The 23,360-nt window shown below is 66.6% G+C and carries 24 protein-coding genes and 3 tRNA genes; 17 read left to right on the top strand and 10 right to left on the bottom strand.

The genetic code is table 11. From position 1 onward, the window contains the following. Positions 1 to 48 precede the first annotated feature (48 nt). Together leuC and leuD are read left to right on the top strand one after the other, a co-directional pair. Entirely contained in the window at positions 49 to 1,503 is a 1,455-nt protein-coding gene (gene leuC / locus SP5_RS14515; protein WP_042490197.1) for a 3-isopropylmalate dehydratase large subunit, read from the top strand. Between the two features lie 175 nt (positions 1,504 to 1,678). Beyond that, positions 1,679 to 2,299: a 3-isopropylmalate dehydratase small subunit gene (leuD, locus tag SP5_RS14510; RefSeq protein ID WP_042490081.1), complete on the top strand. Its 621-nt coding sequence runs from the start codon at positions 1,679 to 1,681 to the stop codon at positions 2,297 to 2,299. A 44-nt stretch (positions 2,300 to 2,343) separates the two neighbouring features. Here the strand turns inward: leuD and SP5_RS19920 are convergent, their stop codons facing one another. Continuing rightward, positions 2,344 to 2,469, bottom strand: coding sequence for a hypothetical protein (locus SP5_RS19920; RefSeq protein ID WP_281177345.1), 126 nt, complete (start codon positions 2,467 to 2,469; stop codon positions 2,344 to 2,346). Positions 2,470 to 2,700: 231 nt separating this feature from the next. On the opposite strand from SP5_RS19920, the gene SP5_RS14505 reads away from it, so the two are divergent. The 11 genes from SP5_RS14505 (at position 2,701) to SP5_RS14455 (ending at position 10,506) form a co-directional block, all read left to right on the top strand. Continuing rightward, positions 2,701 to 3,024: a DUF1476 domain-containing protein gene (locus tag SP5_RS14505; protein WP_042490195.1), complete on the top strand. Its 324-nt coding sequence runs from the start codon at positions 2,701 to 2,703 to the stop codon at positions 3,022 to 3,024. A gap of 2 nt (positions 3,025 to 3,026) precedes the next feature. After that, positions 3,027 to 3,263, top strand: a complete 237-nt coding sequence (locus SP5_RS14500; RefSeq protein ID WP_042490079.1) for a BolA/IbaG family iron-sulfur metabolism protein — start codon at positions 3,027 to 3,029, stop codon at positions 3,261 to 3,263. A gap of 25 nt (positions 3,264 to 3,288) precedes the next feature. Continuing rightward, on the top strand, positions 3,289 to 3,612 hold the full coding sequence (gene grxD, locus SP5_RS14495) for a Grx4 family monothiol glutaredoxin (protein WP_042490193.1): 324 nt from the start codon (positions 3,289 to 3,291) through the stop codon (positions 3,610 to 3,612). Between the two features lie 236 nt (positions 3,613 to 3,848). Beyond that, positions 3,849 to 4,217, top strand: coding sequence for a BlaI/MecI/CopY family transcriptional regulator (locus SP5_RS14490; RefSeq protein WP_042490078.1), 369 nt, complete (start codon positions 3,849 to 3,851; stop codon positions 4,215 to 4,217). Continuing rightward, the gene (locus SP5_RS14485; RefSeq protein WP_042490076.1) at positions 4,214 to 5,827 is read left to right on the top strand and encodes a M56 family metallopeptidase; all 1,614 of its coding nucleotides are present in this window, start codon (positions 4,214 to 4,216) and stop codon (positions 5,825 to 5,827) included. Before SP5_RS14490 ends, SP5_RS14485 begins: the two co-directional genes overlap by 4 nt. A gap of 92 nt (positions 5,828 to 5,919) precedes the next feature. After that, positions 5,920 to 6,777 (top strand): MBL fold metallo-hydrolase, encoded by an 858-nt coding sequence (locus SP5_RS14480; protein WP_042490074.1) that lies wholly within the window; start codon positions 5,920 to 5,922, stop codon positions 6,775 to 6,777. Continuing rightward, positions 6,762 to 7,505, top strand: coding sequence for a DUF4230 domain-containing protein (locus SP5_RS14475; RefSeq protein ID WP_042490072.1), 744 nt, complete (start codon positions 6,762 to 6,764; stop codon positions 7,503 to 7,505). The genes SP5_RS14480 and SP5_RS14475 overlap by 16 nt, the downstream gene beginning before the upstream one ends. A 45-nt stretch (positions 7,506 to 7,550) precedes the next feature. Then, a complete protein-coding gene (nadA, locus tag SP5_RS14470; protein WP_042490070.1) occupies positions 7,551 to 8,537 on the top strand; it encodes a quinolinate synthase NadA in 987 nt (328 codons plus the stop codon). After that, positions 8,534 to 9,382, top strand: a complete 849-nt coding sequence (gene nadC / locus SP5_RS14465) for a carboxylating nicotinate-nucleotide diphosphorylase (RefSeq protein WP_042490068.1) — start codon at positions 8,534 to 8,536, stop codon at positions 9,380 to 9,382. Before nadA ends, nadC begins: the two co-directional genes overlap by 4 nt. A gap of 21 nt (positions 9,383 to 9,403) precedes the next feature. Next, on the top strand, positions 9,404 to 9,802 hold the full coding sequence (locus tag SP5_RS14460; RefSeq protein WP_042490067.1) for a hypothetical protein: 399 nt from the start codon (positions 9,404 to 9,406) through the stop codon (positions 9,800 to 9,802). Beyond that, complete coding sequence (locus SP5_RS14455; RefSeq protein ID WP_042490063.1) at positions 9,799 to 10,506, top strand: ribonuclease T2 family protein; 708 nt, start codon at positions 9,799 to 9,801, stop codon at positions 10,504 to 10,506. Before SP5_RS14460 ends, SP5_RS14455 begins: the two co-directional genes overlap by 4 nt. A gap of 6 nt (positions 10,507 to 10,512) precedes the next feature. Here the strand turns inward: SP5_RS14455 and SP5_RS14450 are convergent, their stop codons facing one another. The 7 genes from SP5_RS14450 to aroA form a co-directional block, all read right to left on the bottom strand. Next, entirely contained in the window at positions 10,513 to 10,932 is a 420-nt protein-coding gene (locus SP5_RS14450; RefSeq protein ID WP_042490060.1) for a DUF4112 domain-containing protein, read from the bottom strand. Positions 10,933 to 10,937: 5 nt separating this feature from the next. Further along, complete coding sequence (locus tag SP5_RS14445) at positions 10,938 to 12,368, bottom strand: ABC transporter substrate-binding protein (RefSeq protein ID WP_052811566.1); 1,431 nt, start codon at positions 12,366 to 12,368, stop codon at positions 10,938 to 10,940. A gap of 5 nt (positions 12,369 to 12,373) precedes the next feature. Next, positions 12,374 to 12,457 (bottom strand) — tRNA-Leu (locus tag SP5_RS14440). 100 nt (positions 12,458 to 12,557) lie between these two features. Then, complete coding sequence (locus SP5_RS14435) at positions 12,558 to 12,845, bottom strand: integration host factor subunit beta (RefSeq protein ID WP_042490058.1); 288 nt, start codon at positions 12,843 to 12,845, stop codon at positions 12,558 to 12,560. A gap of 147 nt (positions 12,846 to 12,992) precedes the next feature. Further along, positions 12,993 to 14,702: a 30S ribosomal protein S1 gene (gene rpsA, locus SP5_RS14430; protein ID WP_007405816.1), complete on the bottom strand. Its 1,710-nt coding sequence runs from the start codon at positions 14,700 to 14,702 to the stop codon at positions 12,993 to 12,995. Positions 14,703 to 15,088: 386 nt separating this feature from the next. Further along, positions 15,089 to 15,724 carry a (d)CMP kinase gene (cmk, locus tag SP5_RS14425; RefSeq protein WP_042490056.1) on the bottom strand — a complete coding sequence of 212 codons (636 nt, stop codon included), beginning with the start codon at positions 15,722 to 15,724 and terminating at the stop codon, positions 15,089 to 15,091. Then, positions 15,721 to 17,052: a 3-phosphoshikimate 1-carboxyvinyltransferase gene (gene aroA, locus SP5_RS14420; RefSeq protein WP_042490053.1), complete on the bottom strand. Its 1,332-nt coding sequence runs from the start codon at positions 17,050 to 17,052 to the stop codon at positions 15,721 to 15,723. Before aroA ends, cmk begins: the two co-directional genes overlap by 4 nt. 96 nt (positions 17,053 to 17,148) lie before the next feature. Here aroA and SP5_RS14415 point away from each other — a divergent pair, with 96 nt between their 5' ends. The 3 genes from SP5_RS14415 (at position 17,149) to SP5_RS14405 (ending at position 17,787) form a co-directional block, all read left to right on the top strand. After that, entirely contained in the window at positions 17,149 to 17,472 is a 324-nt protein-coding gene (locus tag SP5_RS14415) for a TIGR02300 family protein (protein ID WP_042490188.1), read from the top strand. An 87-nt stretch (positions 17,473 to 17,559) separates the two neighbouring features. After that, positions 17,560 to 17,635, top strand: a tRNA-Ala gene (locus SP5_RS14410). A 76-nt stretch (positions 17,636 to 17,711) separates the two neighbouring features. Then, a tRNA-Ala gene (locus SP5_RS14405) sits at positions 17,712 to 17,787 on the top strand. A gap of 357 nt (positions 17,788 to 18,144) precedes the next feature. Here SP5_RS14405 and SP5_RS14400 read toward each other — a convergent pair. Further along, positions 18,145 to 19,605 carry a globin-coupled sensor protein gene (locus SP5_RS14400; RefSeq protein WP_052811565.1) on the bottom strand — a complete coding sequence of 487 codons (1,461 nt, stop codon included), beginning with the start codon at positions 19,603 to 19,605 and terminating at the stop codon, positions 18,145 to 18,147. Positions 19,606 to 19,737: 132 nt separating this feature from the next. Then, positions 19,738 to 21,753, bottom strand: coding sequence for a M3 family metallopeptidase (locus SP5_RS14395; protein WP_042490051.1), 2,016 nt, complete (start codon positions 21,751 to 21,753; stop codon positions 19,738 to 19,740). Between the two features lie 547 nt (positions 21,754 to 22,300). Here SP5_RS14395 and SP5_RS14390 point away from each other — a divergent pair. After that, positions 22,301 to 23,287, top strand: a complete 987-nt coding sequence (locus SP5_RS14390) for a bile acid:sodium symporter family protein (protein ID WP_042490049.1) — start codon at positions 22,301 to 22,303, stop codon at positions 23,285 to 23,287. Positions 23,288 to 23,360 lie beyond the last annotated feature (73 nt).

Below are 23,360 nucleotides of genomic sequence, written 5' to 3'. Positions count from 1 at the left end.
CGCCACACCTTTGCGGCGCGCATCTTTTCGGATAACAGCGCCCGCATCATGGCCCAACGACCCCAGACTCTGTACGAGAAGATCTGGGCCGCGCACGTTGTCGAACGGCGGCCCGATGGCACCTGCCTCATCTATATCGACCGCCATCTTGTTCACGAGGTGACGAGCCCGCAGGCGTTCGAGGGGCTGCGCGCCGCCGGACGCACGGTGCGCCGTCCCGAATTGACGCTGGCGGTGCCCGACCACAATCTGCCGACGACGCCGCGCAAGGACGCGAACGGCAACCTCCTGCCCATCGCCGACCCGGAAAGCGCGCAGCAACTCGACGCGCTCCGCCGCAACACCGCCGAGTTCGGCGTCGACTATATCGACGCGACGGCGGCGGCGCAGGGGATCGTCCATGTTGTCGGGCCGGAACAGGGCTTCACCCTGCCGGGCACGACGCTCGTGTGCGGTGACAGCCATACCTCGGCGCACGGCGCACTGGGCGCGCTGGCCTTCGGCATCGGAACGTCGGAGGTCGAGCATGTGCTGGCGACCCAGACGCTGTTGTTGTCTCCGTCCAAGACGATGGAGGTCCGTGTCGACGGCGTGCTGGGTCACGGCGTCTCGGCCAAGGACGTGGTGCTGGCCATTATCGGCAAGATCGGCGCGGCGGGCGGCACCGGTCATGTCATCGAATTCACCGGCAGCGTGATCCGCAACCTGTCGGTCGAAGGTCGCCTGACCATCGCCAACATGTCGATCGAGGGCGGCGCGCGCGCAGGGCTGATTGCACCGGACGAGACGACCTTCGCCTATCTGAAGGACCGCCCGATGGCGCCCAAGGGGGTGGACTGGGACAAGGCGGTCGCCTGGTGGCGGACGCTGCCGACCGATCCGGGTGCGGTCTACGACAAGGTCGTCACGCTCGACGCCGCCGATATCGCGCCCAACCTGACCTGGGGCACCAGCCCCGAGGACGTGGTGCCGATCACCGGCGTCGTGCCCGATCCCGACAGCTTTGCCGACGCCTCCAAGCGCGAAGCGGCGCGCAAGTCGCTGGACTATATGGGCCTGACCCCCGGCACTGCGATGCAGGACGTCGCGATCCAGCATGTCTTCATCGGCAGCTGCACCAATAGCCGGATCGAGGATCTGCGCGCCGCCGCCGCCGTGGCGCGCGACCGCAAGGTGGCGGAGGGCGTCCGTGCGCTGGTCGTTCCCGGCTCGGGTCTGGTCAAGCGCCAGGCTGAGGCGGAGGGGCTGGATCGCATCTTCGTACAGGCCGGTTTCGAATGGCGCGAGCCGGGCTGTTCGATGTGCCTGGCGATGAACCCGGACAAGGTGCCGCCGGGCGAGCGTTGCGCCTCGACCTCGAACCGCAATTTCGTCGGCCGTCAGGGTCCCGGGGCGCGCACCCATCTGCTTTCCCCCGCCATGGCTGCCGCCGCAGCGGTGACCGGACGCCTTTTCGATGTTAGAGAGTTGAAGAGCCACGCGATCGATCGTGAAGGCATCTGACAGGGACGATAGGGGATACGCATCATGAAGCACGTACTGGTCATGCTCGTCACCGGCGCGGTTCTGTGCGGCGCGGCCGCCTATGCCGCAGGCATTGCGTCACGCCCTGCCGTGGCCGAGCAGCGTCCGCAGCAGGCGGGCTGACCGCCCGGTTTTCGAATACAGGGATGATGAAATGAACCCGGTTACGACCGTCGCCGGCACTGCCTACCCCTGGGGTGCCAAGAATATCGATACGGATGTCATCATCCCGGCACATTGGCTGAAGACGATCACCCGTGCCGGTCTGGGGCGCGGCGCGTTCGAGACGGTGCGCGCACAGCCGGACAACATCTTCGACGACCCCCGCTATGCGGGCGCGCCGATCCTGATCGCGGGCGACAATTTCGGTTGCGGCTCCAGCCGCGAGCATGCCGCATGGGCGCTGGCGGATATGGGCATCCAGGCCGTGATCGCCCCGAGCTTTTCCGACATCTTCTCGGGCAATGCCTTCAAGAACGGCATCGTCCCTGTCGTCCTGCCGCAGGAGGCGGTGGACCGGCTGATCGCGGTGGCGCAGGACCAGCCGATCACGGTCGATCTGGAGACGATGACCGTCACCACGCCGTTTCAGGACCGTTTTGCCTTCGAACTCGACCCGTTCCGCCGCGAATGCCTGATGAAGGGGCTCGACGAAGTCGGCCTGACGCTGGCCCGTGACGAGGCGATCGGCCATTTCGAGGGGCAGATGGCCGAGGGGCGGCCCTGGGTCGCGGGTCGCCAGCGCCTGGATGGCGCCACGGCGGCCGCTGCCTGACGAAACAGGGTGCGGGGTCTTGTGCGGGCGTGCTGGCGAAAGCGTCAGGACGCGACGACGACGACCCCGGCGATCAAGGCCCATATGGCGAGCGAACCGATCATGCCGTTGACGATGCCCAGCATCGGATTGTCCCGGCGGTCCGGTAGCACGGCGCGGAAATGGGTCATGGCGCTCTCCTAAGGCCTCGGCGATATCCCGGTTCTTCCAGGCTTCATCCCGTTTTTGCCATGCTTACAGTACGCGCCGGTCCGGGCGCGGTTCCCATCGTTTCCCGACCGAAACGATCGTTGGAAACGGGGTGAAACACCCGATCGGCGCATCGGTTGCACGCGGGCGCGACGCCCCCTATCTCGGACGCTGTGTTTGATTGGCCCATGGGGCTGGGGGATGGCGAACCGATGACCAGTTTCGACGATCGCAGGAAGGGCTTCGAGGCCAAGTTCGTGGCCGATCAGGATATGCTGTTCCGCATCACGGCGCGGCGCAACCGTCTGGTCGCGCAATGGGCGGCCGAGCGGATGAAGCTGACTCCCGCCGAGACCGATGCCTATGCCAAGGCGGTCGTGCAGGCCGATTTCGAGGAAGCGGGCGACGAGGACGTCATTCGCAAGCTGCTGGGCGACCTGACCGCGGCCGGGATCGATGTGGACGAGGCGGAGGTCCGTCGTGCGCTGGACGAGCAGCTGGTCGAGGCGCGCCGCCAGATGATGGAGAGCCGCTGACCATGCCGATGGCCGCCGATGATATCGCCACGATGATCCGCACCGCCATTCCCGATGCCGAGGTCCAGATCACCGACCTCGCCGGGGACGGCGACCATTATGCCGCGCATGTCGTGGCCGCCAGCTTTGCGGGCATGAGCCGCGTCGCGCGCACCCGCGCCGTCTATGCCGCGCTCGGCGGACGCATGGGGGGCGAACTCCATGCGCTGCAATTGACCACCGCGGTCCCGGCCGCCTGATCCCATTCCCTCAAGGATGAATGACATGACCGACGATACGAACGCGCGCATCGACGCGCTGGTGAAGGACAATGCCGTCCTACTGTTCATGAAGGGCACGCCGCTCTTTCCGCAATGCGGTTTTTCCAGCCGTGCGGTGGCGATCCTGAACCATCTTGACGTACCGTTCGAGAGCGTGGACGTGCTTCAGGACCAGGGCATCCGCCAGGGCATCAAGGCCTATTCGGACTGGCCGACCATTCCGCAGCTCTATGTGAATGGCGAGTTCGTCGGCGGATCGGACATCATGATGGAGATGTACGAAAGCGGCGAACTGGCCGAACTGGTCCAGGATGTGAAGACCGCGTGATGTGACGAAGGGCCGGATGAAAATCCGGCCCTTTTTATATCCTCCCCGACACGGGGAGGGGGACCAGCGAAGCTGGTGGAGGGGGATCGCCGCTGGGCGAGTCCCGTGTGGAAGCCCCCCTCCGTCATCGCTGACGCGATGCCACCTCCCCTTGCAGGGGAGGAATGACGTTGCCCTATTGACTACGCCTGTAATCGGAATAGGATTACGCTTGTAGTCAATAAGAGGGCGAGTCGATGGCCGAGCGTATCAGCGATGCCGAACATGCCGTGATGGAGGTTCTATGGGAGGAGGCTCCGCTGACCGCGCAGGATGTCGCGGAGCGGGTCGATCCCGAACGCGGCTGGAGCACCAACACCGTCAAGACGCTGCTCGGTCGCCTGCTGGCCAAGGAAGCCATAGGGCATGAGGAACAGGGGCGGCGGTATCTGTACCGCCCGCTGGTGGCCCGCGACGATTATGTCGTCGGCGAGTCCCGCCGCCTGATCGACCGGCTGTTCGGTGGCCGCCTGACCCCGCTGGTCGCGCATCTGGCCGAGCGGGACGAACTGACCGCGCAGGACATCTCGGAGATCGAGGCGCTGCTCAAGGACCTCAAGGCATGAGCGGCGCGCAACTCGGCTGGGCGGTGGAGGCGATGATCGCCTCCACGCTGCTGATGGGGCTGGTCCTGCTGGCCCGCCGCCGTGTCCGCCAGGCCTTCGGGCCGCAGATCGCCTATGCGCTCTGGGCCTTGCCGTTGCTCCGCTTGCTCCTTCCGCCGCTGCCGCGCGGGCTGTCCGAGCAGGCGACCCCGCCGCTGGCTGCCGCGAGCGAGCGCTTCGCGACCTATGTCGTGCTGCCCATGACCGCGCAGATACCCGCGACGGTGGATGCGCCCGGCATCTGGTCGATGGTGGAGCAGGGGGTGGCGCTGTTCTGGATCATCGGGGCGGCGGCGTTTCTGGGCTTCCAGCTCTTTCGCCACTGGCGCTTCCGCAGGCGGTTGCTGGCCGATGCCGAGCCTCTGGAAGCGGTCAAGGGCGTGCGCGTGGTCGCCAGCGATGGTGCGCCGGGGCCGCTCGCCTTCGGCATCTGGCATCGCTACGTCGCTTTTCCGCGTGACTTTGCCGAGCGCTACGACGCCGATGAGCGCGACCTGGCGCTGGCGCATGAGCTGGGCCACCATGCCCGCGGCGACCTGATCGCCAACTGGATCGCGCTCGCCGTGCTGGCGCTCCACTGGTTCAACCCCGTGGCATGGCGGGCCTTCCACGCGTTCCGCGCCGACCAGGAATTGGCCAATGATGCCCGCGTCCTGAAAGGGCGTAGCCGCGCCGACCGGCATGTCTATGCCTGCGCCATCGTGAAGGCCGCGCATGGCCGCGCCCTGTCGGGGGCCTGTCACCTGCACACCATCGACGATCTGAAAGGGAGGCTGAAGATGTTGACCACTTCTCCGAAATCGCGTCGCCAGCTGGCGATGGGCGGCGCCACCGTGTCGGTGCTGGTGCTGGCCGGGCTGGGGGCGACGGCCTCGGGCACGCCGGCGGCGGCGGCGTTGACCAGGAAGGTCGAGCGGACACTTGGCGTCGACCTGACCAGCACGGTCGCGGTCCTGCCCGCCGTCGCCCAGACGACGCCGGAGGTTCCCGAAGCGCCGACCGCACCTTCCGTGCCTGCGGCCCCGGCTACCCCTGCAAAACCCGTGGTTACGATTGCCGCGACGGTTCCGGAGGTGCCCGCCGTTCCTGCTGCCCCCGCGACTCCGCAGGTCGCCGAGGCCCCCACCGTCCCGCAGGCCCCCGCCGCGCCCCCCGTCCGCGTCGTTACGCTGCGCAACGGGCATAAGGTCAAGTTCATCGGCGACAATGGCATGGTCCCGATGGTGCCCATGCCTCCGATCCCGATGGTTCAGGCGCGTGCATGCGGCACGGGCAGCAGCGATACCCGCACCAGCTACATGACGGTCGATGGCAAGACCCGGCGGCAGGTGACGATCATCTGCACCGACCGGATCGAGCGGGACGCTCGTCAGGCCTCGCTCACCGCCATCCATGCCCAGCGCACGGCGCAGGTGAACATGCAGATCGCGCTCGCCAGCATCGAGAGTGCCCGCGCCTCGATCACCCGCGACCGCAACCTCTCCGAGGATGCCCGGCGTGACGCGCTGAAAGGCCTGAACGAGGCGACCGCCGAGCTGAAGGCCGAAATGGCGAACCGCGATCGCGACTGATCCGACCACGACTTTACCCCAACTCGACCTCTGTGCCCGTCCGACGGGGACAGGGGTTGCCCTTTGTCCGCCGCTTGCCCACATGGTTCGGAATGGCTGAGCACCCGACCGGCATTCCGATCCTGCTTGAGCCGCTGGTTACCCGCGTGCTCGCCCCCAATCCGTCGCCCTTCACCTATACGGGCACGCAAAGCCATGTCGTGGGCGACCGCGATGTGGCGGTCATCGATCCGGGGCCGGACGATCCCGCGCATCTGGATGCGCTGACCCGCGCGATTGCCGGGCGGCCGGTGGTCGCCATCGTCATCACCCATCATCACCGCGACCACAGCCCGGCCAGCCGCCCGCTCGCCCGCCTGACCGATGCGCCGATCGTCGGCGCGGCCCCCTTCGCCGCCGATTATGAGGGCGGGCAATCCGACGCCGCGTTCGACCGCGACTATGTGCCGGACCGAGTGCTGGCGGAGGGCGAGGGGGTGCGCGGCGACGGCTGGACGCTGAATGCGATCGCAACGCCGGGCCACACCTCCAACCATCTCGCCTTCGCGCTGCCCGAGACCAGGGCGCTGTTCTCCGGCGATCACGTCATGGGCTGGTCGACCAGTATCGTCTCGCCCCCCGATGGCGACATGAGCGCCTATATGGCCAGCCTGGAAAAGCTGATGGAACGCGACGACCGGGTCTATTACCCGGGGCATGGCGAGGCGGTCGACAATCCGCAGCGGCTGGTACGCGGGATGCTGGGTCATCGCAAGCAGCGCGAGGGGCAGATCCTGCGCCTGCTGGCGGCGGAAGAGAGGTTGCCGATCGCGGCGATGACCGCACGCATGTATGTCGGGCTGAATCCCAAACTGATTCCGGCAGCGGAACGATCGGTGCTGGCACATCTTTATGACCTGCGAAACCGCGGGCTGGTCCGCGAGGAAGGAGCATCATGGATCAGCGCGTGACACCTCCCGGCGAAACGCCACAGCCGCCGTCGCGGGCACGCGGCGGGGTCGGGTTGTTCCTGACCAAGGTGGCGGGGGTGCTGCTCCTGCTGGTGCTGGCCGGACTGATCGTGGTTTGGGGTGTGCAGCGCTATGTCGAGGACCGGCTCACTCCCGATCCGACGACCATCGCCCGCGCCAGCCTGGACGGCCTGCGCGAACAGAACCGGCTGTCGGCCTTTGCCGCGCGTTACGTCGCCGTCGTGACCTCGCGCCAGTCGCAGCTGGGCTTTTCGACCGAGCGGACGCTCATCATGCCGGGCATGGTCCGTTACGAGGTCGATCTGGGCAAGCTGCGGCAGCAGGACGTCCGCTGGGACGCGAATGCCCGTGTCCTGTCGGTGACGCTGCCGCCGGTCGAGATCGACGGGCCGCAGGTCGATCTGTCGGCGATCCGCGAATATGGATCGGGCGGCCTGCTGACCACCTTCACCGATGCCGAGCAGCGGCTCGACGCGGCCAATCGCACGGCGGGGCAGGTCGAGCTGATGCGACAGGCCCGCGCGCCCGCGCCGATGAAGCTGGCCCGCGACGCGACCCGCCGCGCGGTCGAGCGCAGCTTCGCCATGCCGCTGCGCGCGGCAGGGGTGGGGGGCAGCGTCAAGGTCCGCTTCTCCGACGAGCCGGCGAGTGACGAACGCTGGGACACGACGCGCAACCTGCAAGAGGTTCTTGGCAATGGCGGCTGACGTGGCCGATTGTCGGGGCGAGCCCATGCGCCTAGGGGGAATGCCATGACCATCCAGACGAATCTGACGGGCCTCGACCTGCGCGCCGAGATCGACCGGCTCCGCAAGGAACGCAACGCCGTCATCCTCGCCCATTATTATCAGAAGCCCGAGATTCAGGACCTGGCCGATTTCGTCGGCGACAGCCTGGACCTCAGCCGCAAGGCGCAGGCGACCGATGCGGACGTCATCGCCTTTTGCGGCGTGCGCTTCATGGCGGAGACGGCCAAGATCCTGTCGCCGGACAAGATCGTCGTGCTGCCCGACATGGCCGCCGGCTGCAGCCTGGAGGACAGCTGTCCGCCCGAGCAGTTCGCCGAGTTCCGCGCCCAGCACCCGGACCATATCGCGCTGACCTATATCAACTGCTCGACCGAGGTGAAGGCGCTGTCCGACATCATCGTGACGTCGTCCTCGGCGGAGCAGATCCTGGCGCAGATCGACCCGGCGCAGAAGATCATCTTCGGTCCAGACCGCAATCTGGGCGGCTATCTGGCACGCAAGACCGGCCGCGACATGCTGCTCTGGCCGGGTGTGTGCATCGTCCACGAGGCGTTCAGCGAGACCGAGCTGCTCAAGCTGCGTACCCAGCACCCCGACGCGCCGATCGCCGCGCATCCCGAATGCCCGGCCGTCATTCTGGACCATGCCGATTATGTCGGGTCGACGCGCGGTATCCTGGAATTTGCGCGAACCGTCACCAGCGACACGCTGATCGTCGCAACCGAGCCGCACATCATCCACCAGATGCAAAAGGCGATGCCGGACAAGACCTTCATCGGCGCGCCGGGCGCGGACGGCAACTGCAACTGCAATATCTGCCCTTACATGGCGCTGAACACCATGGAGAAGCTTTACCTCGCGCTGCGCGACCTGACCCCGCGTGTCGAGATCGAGGAAGGGCTGCGGCTTCAGGCCAAGAAGAGCCTCGACGCCATGCTGACGCTGGCGAGCGGCACGGTCGGCAAGGGCGATCTGGGTCCGCGCCCGTGACGGAAAGCGTGATAGAAGGCTTCGACCTCGACGCCTTCGTTACAGCGACGCTGGCCGAGGATCTGGGGCCGGGCGGGGACATCACCTCGGCGGCGGTCATCCCGGAGGGCGCGCGCTTCATCGGCACCATGGCCAGCCGCGATGCGATTACCGTCGCAGGTCTGCCCATCGCCGAGGCATTCTTCCGGCACCTCGACGCGGACGTGGTCATAGAGCGGCTGGTCGAGGACGGCACGAGCGTTCCGGCGGGGACCGACCTGCTCCGCCTGTCGGGCCAGGCGCGCGCGATGCTGACGGCCGAGCGGTCCGCGCTGAACACCGTCCAGCATCTGTCGGGCATTGCGACGATGACGGCGGCCTATGTCGCGGCGATCGCGGGCACGGGCGCGATCCTGCTCGACACGCGCAAGACCATTCCCGGCCTGCGCCTCGTCGAGAAATACGCCACCCGCATGGGCGGTGCGCAGAACCATCGCATGGGCCTGTGGGACGCGGCGATGATCAAGGACAATCATGTCGCGGTGGCGGGCGGCATCGGCCCGGCGGTCACGGCGGCGCGCGAGGCGGGGGGCGCCCGGATCATCGTCGAGGTCGACGCGCTCGACCAGATCGAACCGGCGCTGGCGGCGGGGGCGACCCATTTGCTGCTCGACAATATGAACCCCGCGCAACTGGCCGAGGGCGTCGCGCTGGTCGCGGGCCGGGTGCCGACCGAGGCGTCGGGCGGCGTACGCCTCGACACCATCCGCGCCATCGCGGAATCGGGCGTGACCTATGTCAGCGTGGGGCGCTTGACCCAGTCGGCTCCGGCGGCCGATATCGGACTGGATTTCGCCGCCGCCTGAGGCGGATAGCAGAAGGGGAAGATGGTGCGACCAAAGGCGGTGATATTGGGTGAGCGGCTGTCGCTGTTCGCCATCCTGTTGCTGGTGGTGCTGGCGGTCATCGGCTGGACCGACACGGTCGCGCAGGCCGGGGTGGCGATCGCGATCATCGCCAACGGCCTGCTGGTCGGGCTGTTCCTGCTCGGCACGTTGCTGACCACCCGGTTCGCCAGCCGGGTCGGGCTTGGCTTGCTGATCGTGCTGACGGTCTTGAACATGCTGGGTTTTCTGTATCAGGTGTCGGTCGGTGCGCTGGCCGAAGGCGCATTCGGCGTGCTGACGTCGGTGCAGGCGGCGGCGTCGCTGGTCGCGGTCGTGATGCTGACGCGGCCCAACGCCCTGGCATGGTATCGCGCGATGGCGGAGGTGAGTGACGTATGAAATACGCAATGATCGGGATGGCGCTATTGGCCGCGCCGCAGGTCCTGTCGGCGCAGACGCTGCAATGCACCGCGCAGCGCGGGACACAGTCCATCCGCCCCGACCTGCCCAGCCAGAGCCAGCCGACCCGCGTGCTGCCGATCGGCGGCTATACGCTGGCCATCACCTGGAGCCCGCAATTCTGCCGCGATCCCAAGGGGAATAGCAGCTTCCAGTGCGGCGGCGCCAATCGCTTCGGCTTCACGTTGCACGGTCTGTGGCCCGATGGCGTGGACAAGGACTGGCCGCAATATTGCCGCCCGACCGCGATCCTGCCGCAGGCGGTGGTCCGCCGCCACATCTGCGCCACCCCCTCGGCGCAGCTGATGCAGCATGAATGGGCCAAGCATGGCACCTGCATGAGCGGGTACAGCCCGGCACGCTATTTCCAGCGGTCGAATGCACTATATTACGGTCTGCGCTTCCCGGACATGGATGGGCTGTCACGGCGTAGCACGCTGACGGCGGGTGATCTGGCGAGCGCCTTCGCTGCCGCCAATCGGGGCATGACCGCCGACATGATGCGCGTCACCGCCACGCGCGAAGGCTGGCTAGACGAAATCTGGATCTGCCTGAACAAGGCCTTCCGCCCGGCGCGCTGTCCGGCGCATCAGGGGGGATTGTCGCCCAACGCGCCGCTGAAGATCTGGCGCGGCTCCCGCTGACCGGCTTTACCCCTCCAGCACCACGCTGGCGGGGTGATGCTTGTCGAGATGCTTGCGGATGATGCGCAGGTTGCGCGTGTTCGACCGGAACAGCATATCGGCCGCGTCGCCGATCAATGGCACGAAGCCCAGCAGCGTGTCGAAGCCGACATTGCCCATCATCCGCGCCATCTGGAACCTCGACAGTCCCAGGTTGCGCGCCTCCCAGATGATATAGCTGCCCAGCGCCGCGGCGGCGATGTCGCCGACGATCGGCACCAGGCCCAGTATCACGTCCAGCCCGATCGGGCGGTTGAGGCCGGGCAATATGACGACGCGCTCCAGCAGGCGCTCCATCGCCTCGATCCGCTGGCGACTGGCGGCGATGCTCTTGTCGAGCGGCAAAGCGTCGAATGCCGTGGGATCGATGCGGGACGTGTTGGCCATGCCCCTCAGTTGGTGACGGTGCGCAACCGGTTCAATGGATGCCAGGCGCGGCTGTTGGTCTGGAACTGCCGCAGTCGCGCCGTGGTGAGCGACCAGCGCAGCGGACGGGCCAGCGGGATAAAGGGCGTGTCGGCGTTGATCGCCGCATCCGCCGCCGCGATCGCCGCGCTTCGCCCGGCCAGTGTGGGGGCCAGCCGCGCCTGCTCGATCGCCGCCATCGCCGCCTCTCCGCAGCGCGCACAGGCGGTGGCGAGATACCAGCGCGCGCTGTCATAGGGGGCGACCGCATCGATCAGGCGGAGGTCGGAAGGGGCATCGAGCGCCACCCGTTCCGGTGTGATGCCGACCGCCAGCAGTGTTGCGCCGATCTGGCCATAGAGAAGGTTCGCGCCCGGTCCCTGCGGCAAGGCGATGCGGAGCCGCACCGGCTGCCCCCAGGCGGCGACCCGCGCCCGCGCCCCGCTCCGCCGTTCGTCCAGATTGAGAAGCGCCCAGCCGGGTATCTGCGGCGGCGCGTCCGAATCGAGTGCATCGGGCAGCAGCCGGTCGGCGGCTTCCCAATTGGGGGCGACCGCCGCCAGCATCGCCGCCCGGTCGAACGCGGCCGATAGCGCCTGACGATTGGCGGCATCGGCCAGGAAGCCGTCGCGATGGGCGATGCTCAGGCCGAACAGCCCTGCCGCCGGATCGATCCGGATAGCGGACTGGTTGATCCGGACGGCGTCGAGCAGCGGCCATGTCTCGAACCGGCCGCCGAGCAGCAGGTCCGACTGGCCGCCCGCAAAACGCAGGATGGCGCGCGCCGGGCTCTCGGCGATCAGGCGGACATCCTCCTCCGGCGCGGGCGTGGCGTCATCTTCGGGCTCGATACGGCGCGGGTCGGGGATGGGACGTAGCAGCGGCGGCGGACCCGCCTGGATGATGCGGAACGGCCCGGTGCCGCGACGTCCGCGATCGACGATCGCCATTTCGGGCTGGGCGAACAGCTTCAGCAGATCGGGGCGAGGGCGCGACAGGCGGATTTCGATGACCTGCGGCGTCATCACCACGATCTCGTCGATCGCCGTCAGGAAGGGGGTCAGCGGGTTGCCGGAATGAGGTGACACCAGGCGACGCAGGATCGCCACGACCTGCTCGGCGGTGACGGGCGTACCGTCATTCCACTTCGCCTCGCGCAGGCGGAAGATGAAGCTGCCGCCCTCGTCGATGACGATCCAGCGTTCGGCGAGCCCCGGCTCGATCTGGCCATTGGCGTCGAAACGCACCAGTCCCTGCGCCAGCGCGTCGCGCAGCACGCGGCGCGACGTGTCGCCATCGGTGAGGGTCAGTCCGCCGGACGGGGCGGAAGGAGGCGTGGATTGGATGGTGCTGACGACCACGGCGCCGTGATCGGCATGACGCTCGCAGGCGGTCGTCGCCAGCAGGGCGGCGGCCAATCCGATGGTGCGGACGGCGGGACTCGAACCCGCACTCCATAGGAAGCCGATTTTAAGTCGGCAGCGTCTACCGGTTTCGCCACGTCCGCGCACAGGCCAACGAAGATACCAGGATGCCGCGCAGGTCAAGGGTGGAGCGGTCGGAAAGCCGGAATAGCTACGTCCTTCCGCCCCGTGACCGGAACAGGATCATTCCGCGTCGACGTTCAGACGCGCGCGCATTTCCTTGCCGGGTTTGAAATAGGGGACGCGCTTGGCGCAGACATTGACGGTTTCGCCGGTGCGGGGATTGCGGCCGGTGCGGGCACCGCGCGCGCGGGTCGAGAAGGCGCCGAAGCCGCGCAGTTCGACGCGACCGTCATCCGCCAGTCGCTTGGTAATCTCATCAAAGAAAATCGTGACGATCAGTTCGACTTCACGCGGGTTCAGTCCCGGATTACGCTGACCGATTTTTTGCACCAGTTCCGAACGGATCATCGTCTAGTCCCAAGCTTAAGACGGATCGTTCTTAACCTGTGTTTCTCGCTGCTGAAAGTATTTTTATTATACGATTAAGCGACACATCCGTGTCATTTGGCCGGAACCGGGACATGTTTCCGAAAAAACATGCCCCGGCCCAGTGACTTACTTCTGGGTGCGCGCCTTCAGCGCTTCGCCCAGAATGTCGCCCAGCGAGGCGCCCGAGTCGGACGAACCATACTGAGCCACCGCCTGCTTCTCTTCGGCGATCTGCATCGCCTTGACCGAGAAGGTCGGCTTCTTCGAACGATCGAAGCCGGTCACCATCGCGTCGAACTTCTGGCCGACCTGGAAGCGCTCGGGGCGCTGCTCGTCACGGTCGCGACCCAGATCGGTGCGCTTGATGAAGCCGGTCGCACCATCGTCGCCCGCCTGGACTTCGAGGCCCGCATCGCGGACTTCGAGGACGGTCACGGTGACGACCTGGTTCTTGTTCAGGCGATCGCCAGCCGCAGCCACGCCGCCAGCGACGGGGCCGCCACGCTCGAGCTGCTTCATGCCGAGCGAGATGCGCTCCTTCTCGGGGTCGATGTCCAGGACCACGGCCTGAACGACTTCGCCCTTGCGGTGCAGGTTGAGGGCATCCTCACCCGACACGCCCCAGGCGATGTCCGACATGTGGACCATGCCGTCGACATCGTTGTCCAGGCCGATGAACAGGCCGAACTCGGTCGCGTTCTTGACTTCGCCCTCGACGGTCGAACCGATCGGATGGGCTGCGGCGAACGCTTCCCACGGATTGGCCTGAGCCTGCTTGAGACCCAGCGAGATGCGGCGCTTTTCCTGATCGACTTCCAGGACCACGACGTCGACTTCCTGCGAGGTCGACACGATCTTGCCCGGATGGACGTTCTTCTTGGTCCAGGACATTTCCGAGACGTGGACCAAGCCTTCGATGCCCGGCTCCAGCTCGACGAACGCACCGTATTCGGTGATGTTCGTGACGCGGCCCGACAGCTTCGCGCCGACCGGATACTTGGCGCCTGCGCCATCCCACGGATCGCTCTCGAGCTGTTTCATGCCGAGCGAGATGCGCTGCGTGTCCTTGTTGATACGGATGATCTGGACGCGCACGGTGTCGCCGATCGCGATCATCTCCGACGGATGATTGACGCGCTTGTACGACAGGTCGGTGACGTGCAGCAGGCCGTCGATGCCGCCCAGGTCAACGAACGCACCGTAATCGGTGATGTTCTTGACGACGCCGTCGATGATCTGACCCTCGGCCAGGCTCTGGATCAGGCCCGAACGCTGCTCGGCGCGGGTCTCTTCCAGGACCGCGCGACGCGACACGACGATGTTGCCGCGCTTGCGGTCCATCTTCAGGATCTGGAACGGCTGCGGGATGTCCATCAGCGGGGTGACGTCGCGGACGGGGCGGATATCAACCTGCGAGCCGGGGAGGAACGCCACGGCGCCGTTCAGGTCGACGGTGAAGCCGCCCTTCACGCGGCCGAAGATCACGCCTTCGACGCGGGCCGACTTCGAGAATTCGAGTTCCAGCTTGTCCCAGGCGGCTTCGCGACGGGCGCGATCGCGGCTGAGCATCGCTTCGCCGTGCATGTTCTCGACGCGGTCGACATAGACCTCGACTTCGTCACCGACCTTCAGGTCGGCCTTCTGGCCGGGGGCAGCGAATTCGCGGAGGGGCACACGGCCTTCCGACTTCAGGCCGACGTCGATGACGGCCATGTCGTTTTCGATCGCGGTGACGGTGCCATGCACGACGCGACCCTCGAAGCTGTCGGCACCGCCGAACATGTCATCGAGCATCGCCGCGAAATCGTCGCGCGTGGGCTGGGGGTTGGTTGCCATAAAAGGGTTAGGTTCCTGATAGTTTTCCGCCTCCGGTCCGGGCGATTCCCGAAACCTTCGACGATGGCCGCGCCGACCCCATGCCGACGCCACCAGGCCCGAAGATGAGGCTGAAACACGGAAAAGCGGCGGTCCGCGACAAATGCGGAAAGGACGCTGAGGGCATGGCCTCGCGTCAGCCTCTCCGCGGAACAGGGTCCGCGAGCGGGGCGTCCTTAGCCGAAAACGGGCTTTTGCGCAAGGTGAGGGGGTGTCCTCCCCGGCACGGGGAGAGGGACCGCCGCGAAGCGGTGGTGGAGGGGGCGTGCCGCAAGTGACATCCCTTGGGGCTGGCCCCCCTCCGTCAGCGCTGGCGCGCTGCCACCTCCCCTTGCAGGGGAGGAATGCTACTGGCGCGCCTTAGCCGCCACCTGGGCGTCGACGAACTGGATCGCGCGGGCCACGGCCGCCTCGATCGTGAGGCTGGAGGTGTCCAGCGCCGCCGCATCCGCCGCCTGGGTGAGGGGGGCGGTCGCCCGGCCGCTGTCACGTTCGTCGCGGGCGCGGATGTCGGCGAGCACCTGTTCGAACGACACGTCGGCGCCGTTCTTGACCAGTTCGTTATGCCGCCGCCGGGCGCGGACCTGCGAGGTCGCCTTCACGAACAGTTTGGCATCCGCGTCGGGCGCGATGACCGTGCCGATGTCGCGTCCGTCGAGGATCGCGCCGCCGGGCTGCTGCGCGAATCGCTTCTGCCGCTGGAGCAGGGCGGCGCGAACCAGCGGATGCGCCGACACGACCGAGGCGAGCTTGCCCGTCTCATCGTCCCGCAAGGAGGGATCGGCGAGCAGACTGTCGTCGAAGCTGCACGCGGCCACGGCGTCGGCTTCCCTGGTCGGGTCGAGATGCATCTGCCGCACCGTCGCCGCCACCGCGCGGTAGAGCAGGCCGGTGTCGAGATGCGGCAGCCCATAATGCCGGGCCAGCGCGCGGGCGATGGTGCCCTTGCCGCTGGCCGCCGGACCGTCAACGGCGATGATCATGCCATCGCCCCCAGCTTCTCCAGCGTGTCGAAGAAGATGGGATAGCTGGTCGCGACGGGTGCCGCGTCATCCAGCGTGATGGGATCGCGGGCGTTGAGCGCGGCGATGGTCATGCTCATCGCGATCCGGTGGTCGAGCAGCGTGGCGATGGTCGCGCCGCCGGGGATCGGTTCGCCGCCGGTGCCGGTCACGGCCATGCCGTCCTCGAATTCCTCACAACGGACACCGCAGGCGCCGAGCGCATCGGCCATGGCGGTGATGCGGTCCGATTCCTTGACGCGCAGTTCCTCCGCACCGCGGGCGATGGTCGTGCCGGTCGCGAATGCGGCGGCGACGAATAGCACGGGGTATTCGTCGATCATGCTGGGCGTCAGCTCGGGCGGAACCTCGATCGCCGACAGGGGTGCGTGGCGGACACGCAGGTCGGCGACCGGCTCGCCGCCGACGGTGCGGGCGTCCAGTTCGGTGATGTCGGCGCCCATCATCTTGAGTGCTTCGATGATGCCGGTGCGGGTCGGGTTCATGCCGACATTGGTGATGGTCACGTCTGCGCCGGGCACGATCGAGCCCGCGACCAGCCAGAAGGCCGCCGAGGACGGGTCGCCCGGCACGACGATATTCTGCGGCTTCAATTCGGCCTGGCCGCGAATCGTGATGACCTTGCCCTCGGGCGAGGGGGTGACGGTCAGCTCTGCGCCGAAGCCTGCCAGCATCCGCTCGCTATGGTCGCGGGTGGCGATCGGCTCGATCACCGTGGTCTCGCCCGGCGTGTTCAGGCCCGCCAGCAGGATCGCCGACTTCACCTGTGCCGAGGCGACGGGCAGGGTGTAGCGGATCGGCACCGCCGGGCTGATGCCCCGGACCATCAGGGGCAGGCGGCCGCCCGGCGTGTCCTGAAACTCGGCACCCATTTGCGACAGCGGCTCGATGACGCGGCCCATCGGCCGCTTGGACAGCGAGGCGTCGCCGATGAACGTCGCGGTGATCGGATGGCTGGCGACCAGCCCCATCAGCAGGCGCGTCGAGGTGCCCGAATTGCCCATGTCGAGCGCGGTCTCGGGCTGGAGCGGCCCGCCCACGCCGACACCATGGATCACCCACACCCCGTCATCCTGCCGAACGATGTCCGCGCCCATTGCGCGCATCGCGGCGGCGGTGGCGAGTACATCCTCCCCCTCCAGCAGCCCCTCGACCCGGCTTTCACCGACCGCGAGCGCGGAGAGCATCAGCGAGCGATGGCTGATCGATTTGTCGCCCGGAACGGCGATGGTGCCGCGAAGGGCGGCGGCGGCTCGCACGGTGCGAGGCTGGGGAAGGGTGTGCGCCATAGATGGCGCGGGCTTTTGACAGGGGCCTTGCGCTGTGGCAAGGCGCGCCCACTTTTCGCTCCGGCGGAAAACCCAATTCCGAAAGGTATGAACGGCATGATCAAGCCGGAATGGGGCACGAAGCGTACGTGCCCGAAATGCGCGACGCGTTTCTACGACCTCGAAAAGGACGACCCCGTCACCTGCATCAATTGCGGGACTCAGTGGGAGCCCGAGCCCATCCTGAAGTCCAAGCAGCCCCTGCCGTTCGAGCAGGCCAAGCCGGAGAGCAAGGAAGCCGACAGCGATCTGGCGGGCGGCGACGACGAGGATCTGGACATCACCGGTGAAGACGAAGAGCCCTCGCCCGACGATGAAGTCGATCTGGGCGGCGACGACGATCTGGGCGTGGAAACGTCCAGCGAGGACGACGAACACTAAGTTGCCCGAACGGGCTCGGCGGGTGCTTGAAAAAAGTGCTTGCCGAGCCACGGCGGCCCCGCTAGTGGGCTGCCTCCACAGCGGAACGGGGCCGTAGCTCAGCTGGGAGAGCGCTGCAATGGCATTGCAGAGGTCAGGGGTTCGATCCCCCTCGGCTCCACCATTCCGCCGGAATAGCCGCATCTCATGATGCGCTGACAGGCCAGTCCGCATCCCGCCGGACGCGCGCCGAAATCGATGGGGCCGTAGCTCAGTTGGGAGAGCGCTGCAATGGCATTGCAGAGGTCAGGGGTTCGATCCCCCTCGGCTCCACCATCCTTCCGGCAATCCTGATTTGACCGTCCCTGATCGTCAACGGGTGGGTTTTGTCGTTTCGAAATGCGTCATGTGCCCTGAAGCTTCATGCAAACCGTCGCGACATTTCCCCTCGACCACCGTTCAGCCTGAGTGCGATGGCATGAGATGGACACACCCCTCCCCTTCAGGGGAGGGGCTCGCATTGGTTCTTCCACTGTCATCATGGGATGAGCTTCACCCAAGCCGCAACAGCGGGCTGTGCGCTTTGACTTCGCTCAGCGCGAACGGGTGGGGGCGTACATATGGCTGTCGCCCAACAAAAAGAAAAAGGCCCCGACCTGCGCCGGAGCCCAGTTTGTCCTCGGGGGGTGAGGATCAGACCGCGGCGAGGCGTCGCTGCATCTGGTGGACCGGGTTGCGCGGGTCGCCGCTGATGTCGGCCAGGCGGAAGCGGGCGACTTCGCGGGCCAGCGTCTCGGCTTCCTGCGCCAGGGTGCGGGCGGCGTCGGTGGCCTGTTCGACCATGGCGGCATTGCGCTGGGTCACGCCGTCCATCTCGGCGACGGCGGTATTGACCTGTTGCAGACCGATCGACTGCTGGCTGGCCGAGGCCGCGATCTGCGACACCAGGTCGCTGATCTCGCCGATCCGGCCGATGATCCGTTGCAGCGCGTCACCCGCCTCGTTGACCAGTTCGACGCCCGCGCCGACCTGATCGGAGGAGGCGAGGATGCGCGTCTTTACATCCTTGGCCGCTTCGGCCGAGCGCTGGGCGAGCGCGCGCACTTCGCTGGCGACGACGGCAAAGCCCTTGCCCGCTTCGCCCGCCCGGGCGGCCTCGACACCGGCATTCAGCGCGAGCAGGTTGGTCTGGAACGAGATGCCGTCGATGACGCTGATGATCTCGCTGATCTCCGACGACGAACGCTCGATGCCGCCCATGGCCTCGACCGCGCGGCGGACGATCTGGCCCGACTCCTCGGCCTCGGCCCGCGCCTCGCCGACGATCCGGTTGGCGCGCGAGGCACCGTCGGCCGTCTGGCGGACGGTCGAGGTGATCTGCTGCATCGCGGCGGCGGTTTCCTCCAGCGAAGCGGCCTGCTGCTTGGTGCGGTCGGACAGGTCGTCCGATGCCTGACGAATGTCACCAGAGCCGATGCGGATATGCTCGCCGGACTGGGTGACCACGCCCAGCGTCGCGCACATCTGGGCGCGCATCGCCTCGAAACTGTCGGCCAGCGCCTGATATTCAGACGGTAGGCCGTCGAGCGAGGCGGTCAGGTCGCCCTTGGCCATCCGGTCGAAGATTGCGCCGCAGCGTTCGATCACCGCACGGCGTCCCGCCTGCTCGGCCTCGAAATAGGAGGCCAGCGCAATGTCCATGTCGATCAGCGACGCCTTGACCAGCGCGGTCGTCGCCCGCGCCCGGCGCCGTGCGCCGAACGGCCAGAGCAATCGACCCAGGATCAGCCTGGGCAGGACATATTCCAACATCCGGGCATAGCCGCTGATATACCAGGTCGGCGCCAGCCCGATCCGCGCATGGACCTGTCCGATATGGGTCGAGGCGGCGGCATAATCGCGATCCAGCGGGCGGGAGAACAGCTTGCGCCAATGCTCCATCTGCTTGTCGCGGGCATGATCCATCCGCGCCTGTGAAGAAAACAGCCCCCGTATCTGCGTGGTGGCGGCGATATGCCGGTAGAGCGCGGTCAGCGCGGCGGGCGCATGCCGCTCGATCGCGCGCTTGATCGTCGGAAATGAGGCATAGCTTCCGGCGCGATAGCCGAATGCCGCCAGTCGCTGTTCAAAATCAATATGGTCCGATCCGCTCACGACGCTTCCTCCCTACCGCCCCAATTTGGGTGAGGGTGGTTAAGAAGCTGTAGAGAAATGGATTTTTCTATATAATCCAGATTGCATCTGGGAATGAAGCCGGGGCCGCCGATGACGGCCCCGGTATCGGCGTCAGGCCGCCAGCCCGTGATGGCGCAGCAAGGCATCCGGCTCCGGCGCGCGGCCGCGGAAAGCGCGGAAATTCTCGGCCGCCGGACGGCTCGCCCCGCGTGCCAGCACTTCGCGCCGGAACCGATCGCCCGCCGCCTGGCCTTCCTCGGCAAAGGCGGCGAAGGCATCCGCCGACAGCAGCTCGGCCCAGAGATAGCTGTAATAGCCCGCCGCATAGCCGCCCGCGAAGACATGGCTGAAGCTGTGCGGGAAGCGATTCCACTCGGGTGGCCGAATCACCGACACCTCATCGCGAACATCGTTCAGCACCTCCATCACGCGGCCGCCCCGTACCGGATCATAATCGCGGTGCAGCCGCAGGTCGAAGGTCGCGAACTCGATCTGGCGAAGCAGGAACAGTCCCGCCTGGAAGCGCCGCGCCGCCAGCATCTTGGCGAACAGTTCGTCGGGCAGAGGCTCGCCCGTCTCGACATGCGCGGACAGCGCGGTCAGCGTGTCGCGGTCCCAGGCGAAATTCTCCATGAACTGGCTGGGCAGCTCGACCGCGTCCCACTCGACGCCCGAAATGCCACCGATCGAGGGCAGGTCGACCTCGGTCAGCAGGTGGTGCAGCACATGGCCGAACTCGTGGAGCAGTGTGACGACATCGCCATGCGCCAACAGGGCAGGGGTGTCGCCGGTCGCGGGCGGGAAGTTGCAGGTCAGATAGGCGATGGGCCGGTGGAAACGGTCGGCATCGCGGAAGCGCGGACGGCACACATCCATCCAGGCGCCGCCACGCTTGCCTGCGCGCGCATGGAAATCGCAATAGACGCCCGCGACGATCTCGCCGCTCTTGTCCTGCACATCATAATAGCGGACATCGGCGTTCCATACCGACACGTCCGCGCGTTCGACCAGTCGAATGCCATAGAGCCGCTCGATCAGCGCGACCGTGCCCTCCATGACGCGGGGCAGGGGGAAATAGGCGCGGATCGCCTCACGATCGACGCCGAAACGCTCGCGGCGCATATGCTCGGCGACATAGCCCGTGTCCCAGGGTTCCAGCTTGGCGATCCCGAACTTTTCGGCGGCATAGGCGCTTGCTTCGGCCAGCTCGCGCTCGGCCAGCGGGCGGGCACGCGCGGCGAGATCGGACAGGAAGGCCAGCGCTTCGTCGGCCGACTGCGCCATCTTGGTCTCGACCGAACGGGCGGCGGCGTCGTTGAAGCCAAGCAACCGTGCCGCTTCGTGGCGCAGTTCGAGGATACGGTCGATACGGGCGCTATTGTCGTGCGTCGGATCGGCCGCCTGGTCGGAGGCGCGGGTGGCATAGGCCTTGGCGACCCGCGCGCGCAGGTCGCGATGGTCCGCCTGGGTCAAGATCGCCTGCACGCTGGGTTCGCGCAGCGTGACCAGCCAGCCGTCCAGCCCCTTCTCGGCGGCGTAGGAGGCCAGGATCGCCTTCGCATTGTCGGTCAGGCCGGACAGCAGGGCTTCGTCGGTGACATGCTCGCTCCAGGCCTCGCTGGAATCGAGCACGGCATTGCCGAATTCGGTGCTCAGCCGGTTCAGTTCGACGCCGATCTCGCGGAACCGGGCCTTGGCTGCGTCGTCCAGGCCGACGCCCGACAAAGCGAAGTCACGCCGCGCCAGCTCGACCGCGCGCGCCTCGGCCTCGGTCAGCGGCGTCAGGTCGACCCGGTTGAAGGCGGCGAACAGGCGCGGATCCTGGCCCGCCTCCATGCCATATTCGGCCAGCATCGCCTGGGCCTCGGCATAGGCGGCGCGCAGCTCGGGCGTGTCGGCGACCGAATGGAGATGCCCGGCAGGCGACCAGCCCCGCGCAATCGCGAAGCCCGCCCGCTCGCTCGCCAGCACGACATCGCCGAAGTCGCTGGCGTTCGATCCGCCGATCCGGTCGGCGGCGGCGCGCGCGTCGGCGATCATCCGCTCGACCGCGGGCACCAGATGCTCGGGGCGGATCGCGGCGAAGTCGGGCAGGTCGGTATCGGCGAGCAGGGGATTGGTGGTCATTCGGCATCCTTGCGCTTTGTCGTGGGGATCATCTCGGCAGCCGCATCGCGTTCGACAAGACCCTTGCGGTCCATCGAACCGATCCACGCGATCGACATGGTGGATCAGGATGGCAGGGTGAATGATCCAAGCCGTTGCTATTACTATCAGTTGCATTTCATGCAATTGCAATTGCCGAGGTTGCAATTGCTAACATCGGTGCTGCGATGCACAAGGATCGGGCCTTTCAGGCATCCTCTCCTAAAAACTTTCGGCCGGTCGCAAGACCGGCCTTTTTTTTGGCTGCGATTTCCCGTACGGAACGCTCGTATCGTCGGCCAACACACGAACAGAATCACAAATCGGGAGCGGAAGCCGCCGGAAAGACCGGCACCGGCCGAACGATCGGAGTGGGGGTTGAGCGATTCGGCTATGCTCCCCCCATTTTCCCCTCTTCTGAAAATCCACAAAGGGTAGCGTCGCTGTCCTGATTTGCCTATCCGGCGATTTTAATGGCGTTTCGGCGAGGCCTGACGGGTTGCGGAGCGCGTCCAGCCGGGGAGCGCCCATGATCCAGCGCCTGTTTTCCGTCTTCGAGCCGTTCATCCTCAGCCTGCTGGCGACGGTTGCCCTTGCCACCATCCTGCCTGCGCGCGGGGCGTTCGCGACATTTGCCGGCTATCTCGCCGACGCGGGTATCGTGCTGCTCTTCTTCCTGCACGGCGCGAAGCTGTCGCGCGAGGCCATTTGGACGGGCCTGCGCAACTGGCCGCTGCATCTGGCGGTGCTGGCATCGACCTTCCTTCTGTTTCCGCTGCTGGGGCTCGGCATGATCCGGTTGCCCGGTATCGATCCGTCGCTGGCCATGGGCATATTGTTCCTGACCCTGCTGCCCTCGACGGTGCAGTCGTCCATCGCCTTCACTGCGATCGCGCGCGGCAATGTCGCGGCGGCGATCTGCAGTGCGTCCTTCTCCAATCTCCTCGGCATTCTCGTGACCCCGGCCCTGGTGGCCCTCCTGATGAAGGTCGAGGGCGGGGCAGGGGTGTCGCTCGCCTCGATAGAAGGCATTCTGCTGCAACTGCTGGCGCCATTCGTGGCGGGGCATCTGCTCCGGCCATGGATCGGCGGCTTTGTCGGTCGGCATAAAGGCGTGCTGACGCTGGTCGATCGCGGCTCGATCCTGCTGGTCGTCTATACCGCATTCGGTGCGGCGGTGGTCGAAGGGCTGTGGACACGCGTATCGCCGGGCGATCTCGGGCGGCTGTTCCTGCTCTGCCTGTTGCTGCTCGGGCTGATCCTCGCGGCGACCTATATGATCGCACGGCTAATGCGTCTGTCGCCGGAGGACGCGATTGTCCTGCAATTCTGCGGATCGAAAAAGAGCCTGGCATCGGGCGTTCCCATGGCGGGCGTCCTGTTCCCGGCGGCGCAGGTCGGCGTGATCCTGTTGCCGGTGATGCTGTTCCACCAGATCCAGTTGATCGCCTGCGCCATGCTGGCCCGGCACTATGGCGAGCAGGCAGAGGCGCGAGGCAGGGGGGAAGAAGCGTAGTGACAGGATGTTTCATCTGCGCGCAAGAAAAACGACATTGATGTGAAAAATGTTGTTGACCGCCAAAGTTGGT

This window comes from Sphingomonas parapaucimobilis NBRC 15100 (assembly GCF_000787715.1).
Classification (GTDB): domain Bacteria; phylum Pseudomonadota; class Alphaproteobacteria; order Sphingomonadales; family Sphingomonadaceae; genus Sphingomonas; species Sphingomonas parapaucimobilis.
This window is presented reverse-complemented; position numbering and strand designations above follow the sequence as displayed.

Excerpts from the sequence above, each read along its gene's own strand:
- leuC (WP_042490197.1), top strand. The coding sequence starts at position 49 with ATGGCCCAACGACCCCAGACTCTGTACGAGAAGATCTGGGCCGCGCAC.
- leuD (WP_042490081.1), top strand. The coding sequence starts at position 1,679 with ATGAACCCGGTTACGACCGTCGCCGGCACTGCCTACCCCTGGGGTGCC.
- SP5_RS19920 (WP_281177345.1), bottom strand. The coding sequence starts at position 2,469 with ATGACCCATTTCCGCGCCGTGCTACCGGACCGCCGGGACAATCCGATG.
- SP5_RS14505 (WP_042490195.1), top strand. The coding sequence starts at position 2,701 with ATGACCAGTTTCGACGATCGCAGGAAGGGCTTCGAGGCCAAGTTCGTG.
- SP5_RS14500 (WP_042490079.1), top strand. The coding sequence starts at position 3,027 with ATGCCGATGGCCGCCGATGATATCGCCACGATGATCCGCACCGCCATT.
- grxD (WP_042490193.1), top strand. The coding sequence starts at position 3,289 with ATGACCGACGATACGAACGCGCGCATCGACGCGCTGGTGAAGGACAAT.
- SP5_RS14490 (WP_042490078.1), top strand. The coding sequence starts at position 3,849 with ATGGCCGAGCGTATCAGCGATGCCGAACATGCCGTGATGGAGGTTCTA.
- SP5_RS14485 (WP_042490076.1), top strand. The coding sequence starts at position 4,214 with ATGAGCGGCGCGCAACTCGGCTGGGCGGTGGAGGCGATGATCGCCTCC.
- SP5_RS14480 (WP_042490074.1), top strand. The coding sequence starts at position 5,920 with ATGGCTGAGCACCCGACCGGCATTCCGATCCTGCTTGAGCCGCTGGTT.
- SP5_RS14475 (WP_042490072.1), top strand. The coding sequence starts at position 6,762 with ATGGATCAGCGCGTGACACCTCCCGGCGAAACGCCACAGCCGCCGTCG.
- nadA (WP_042490070.1), top strand. The coding sequence starts at position 7,551 with ATGACCATCCAGACGAATCTGACGGGCCTCGACCTGCGCGCCGAGATC.
- SP5_RS14460 (WP_042490067.1), top strand. The coding sequence starts at position 9,404 with ATGGTGCGACCAAAGGCGGTGATATTGGGTGAGCGGCTGTCGCTGTTC.
- SP5_RS14455 (WP_042490063.1), top strand. The coding sequence starts at position 9,799 with ATGAAATACGCAATGATCGGGATGGCGCTATTGGCCGCGCCGCAGGTC.
- SP5_RS14450 (WP_042490060.1), bottom strand. The coding sequence starts at position 10,932 with ATGGCCAACACGTCCCGCATCGATCCCACGGCATTCGACGCTTTGCCG.
- SP5_RS14435 (WP_042490058.1), bottom strand. The coding sequence starts at position 12,845 with ATGATCCGTTCGGAACTGGTGCAAAAAATCGGTCAGCGTAATCCGGGA.
- rpsA (WP_007405816.1), bottom strand. The coding sequence starts at position 14,702 with ATGGCAACCAACCCCCAGCCCACGCGCGACGATTTCGCGGCGATGCTC.
- cmk (WP_042490056.1), bottom strand. The coding sequence starts at position 15,724 with ATGATCATCGCCGTTGACGGTCCGGCGGCCAGCGGCAAGGGCACCATC.
- aroA (WP_042490053.1), bottom strand. The coding sequence starts at position 17,052 with ATGGCGCACACCCTTCCCCAGCCTCGCACCGTGCGAGCCGCCGCCGCC.
- SP5_RS14415 (WP_042490188.1), top strand. The coding sequence starts at position 17,149 with ATGATCAAGCCGGAATGGGGCACGAAGCGTACGTGCCCGAAATGCGCG.
- SP5_RS14395 (WP_042490051.1), bottom strand. The coding sequence starts at position 21,753 with ATGACCACCAATCCCCTGCTCGCCGATACCGACCTGCCCGACTTCGCC.
- SP5_RS14390 (WP_042490049.1), top strand. The coding sequence starts at position 22,301 with ATGATCCAGCGCCTGTTTTCCGTCTTCGAGCCGTTCATCCTCAGCCTG.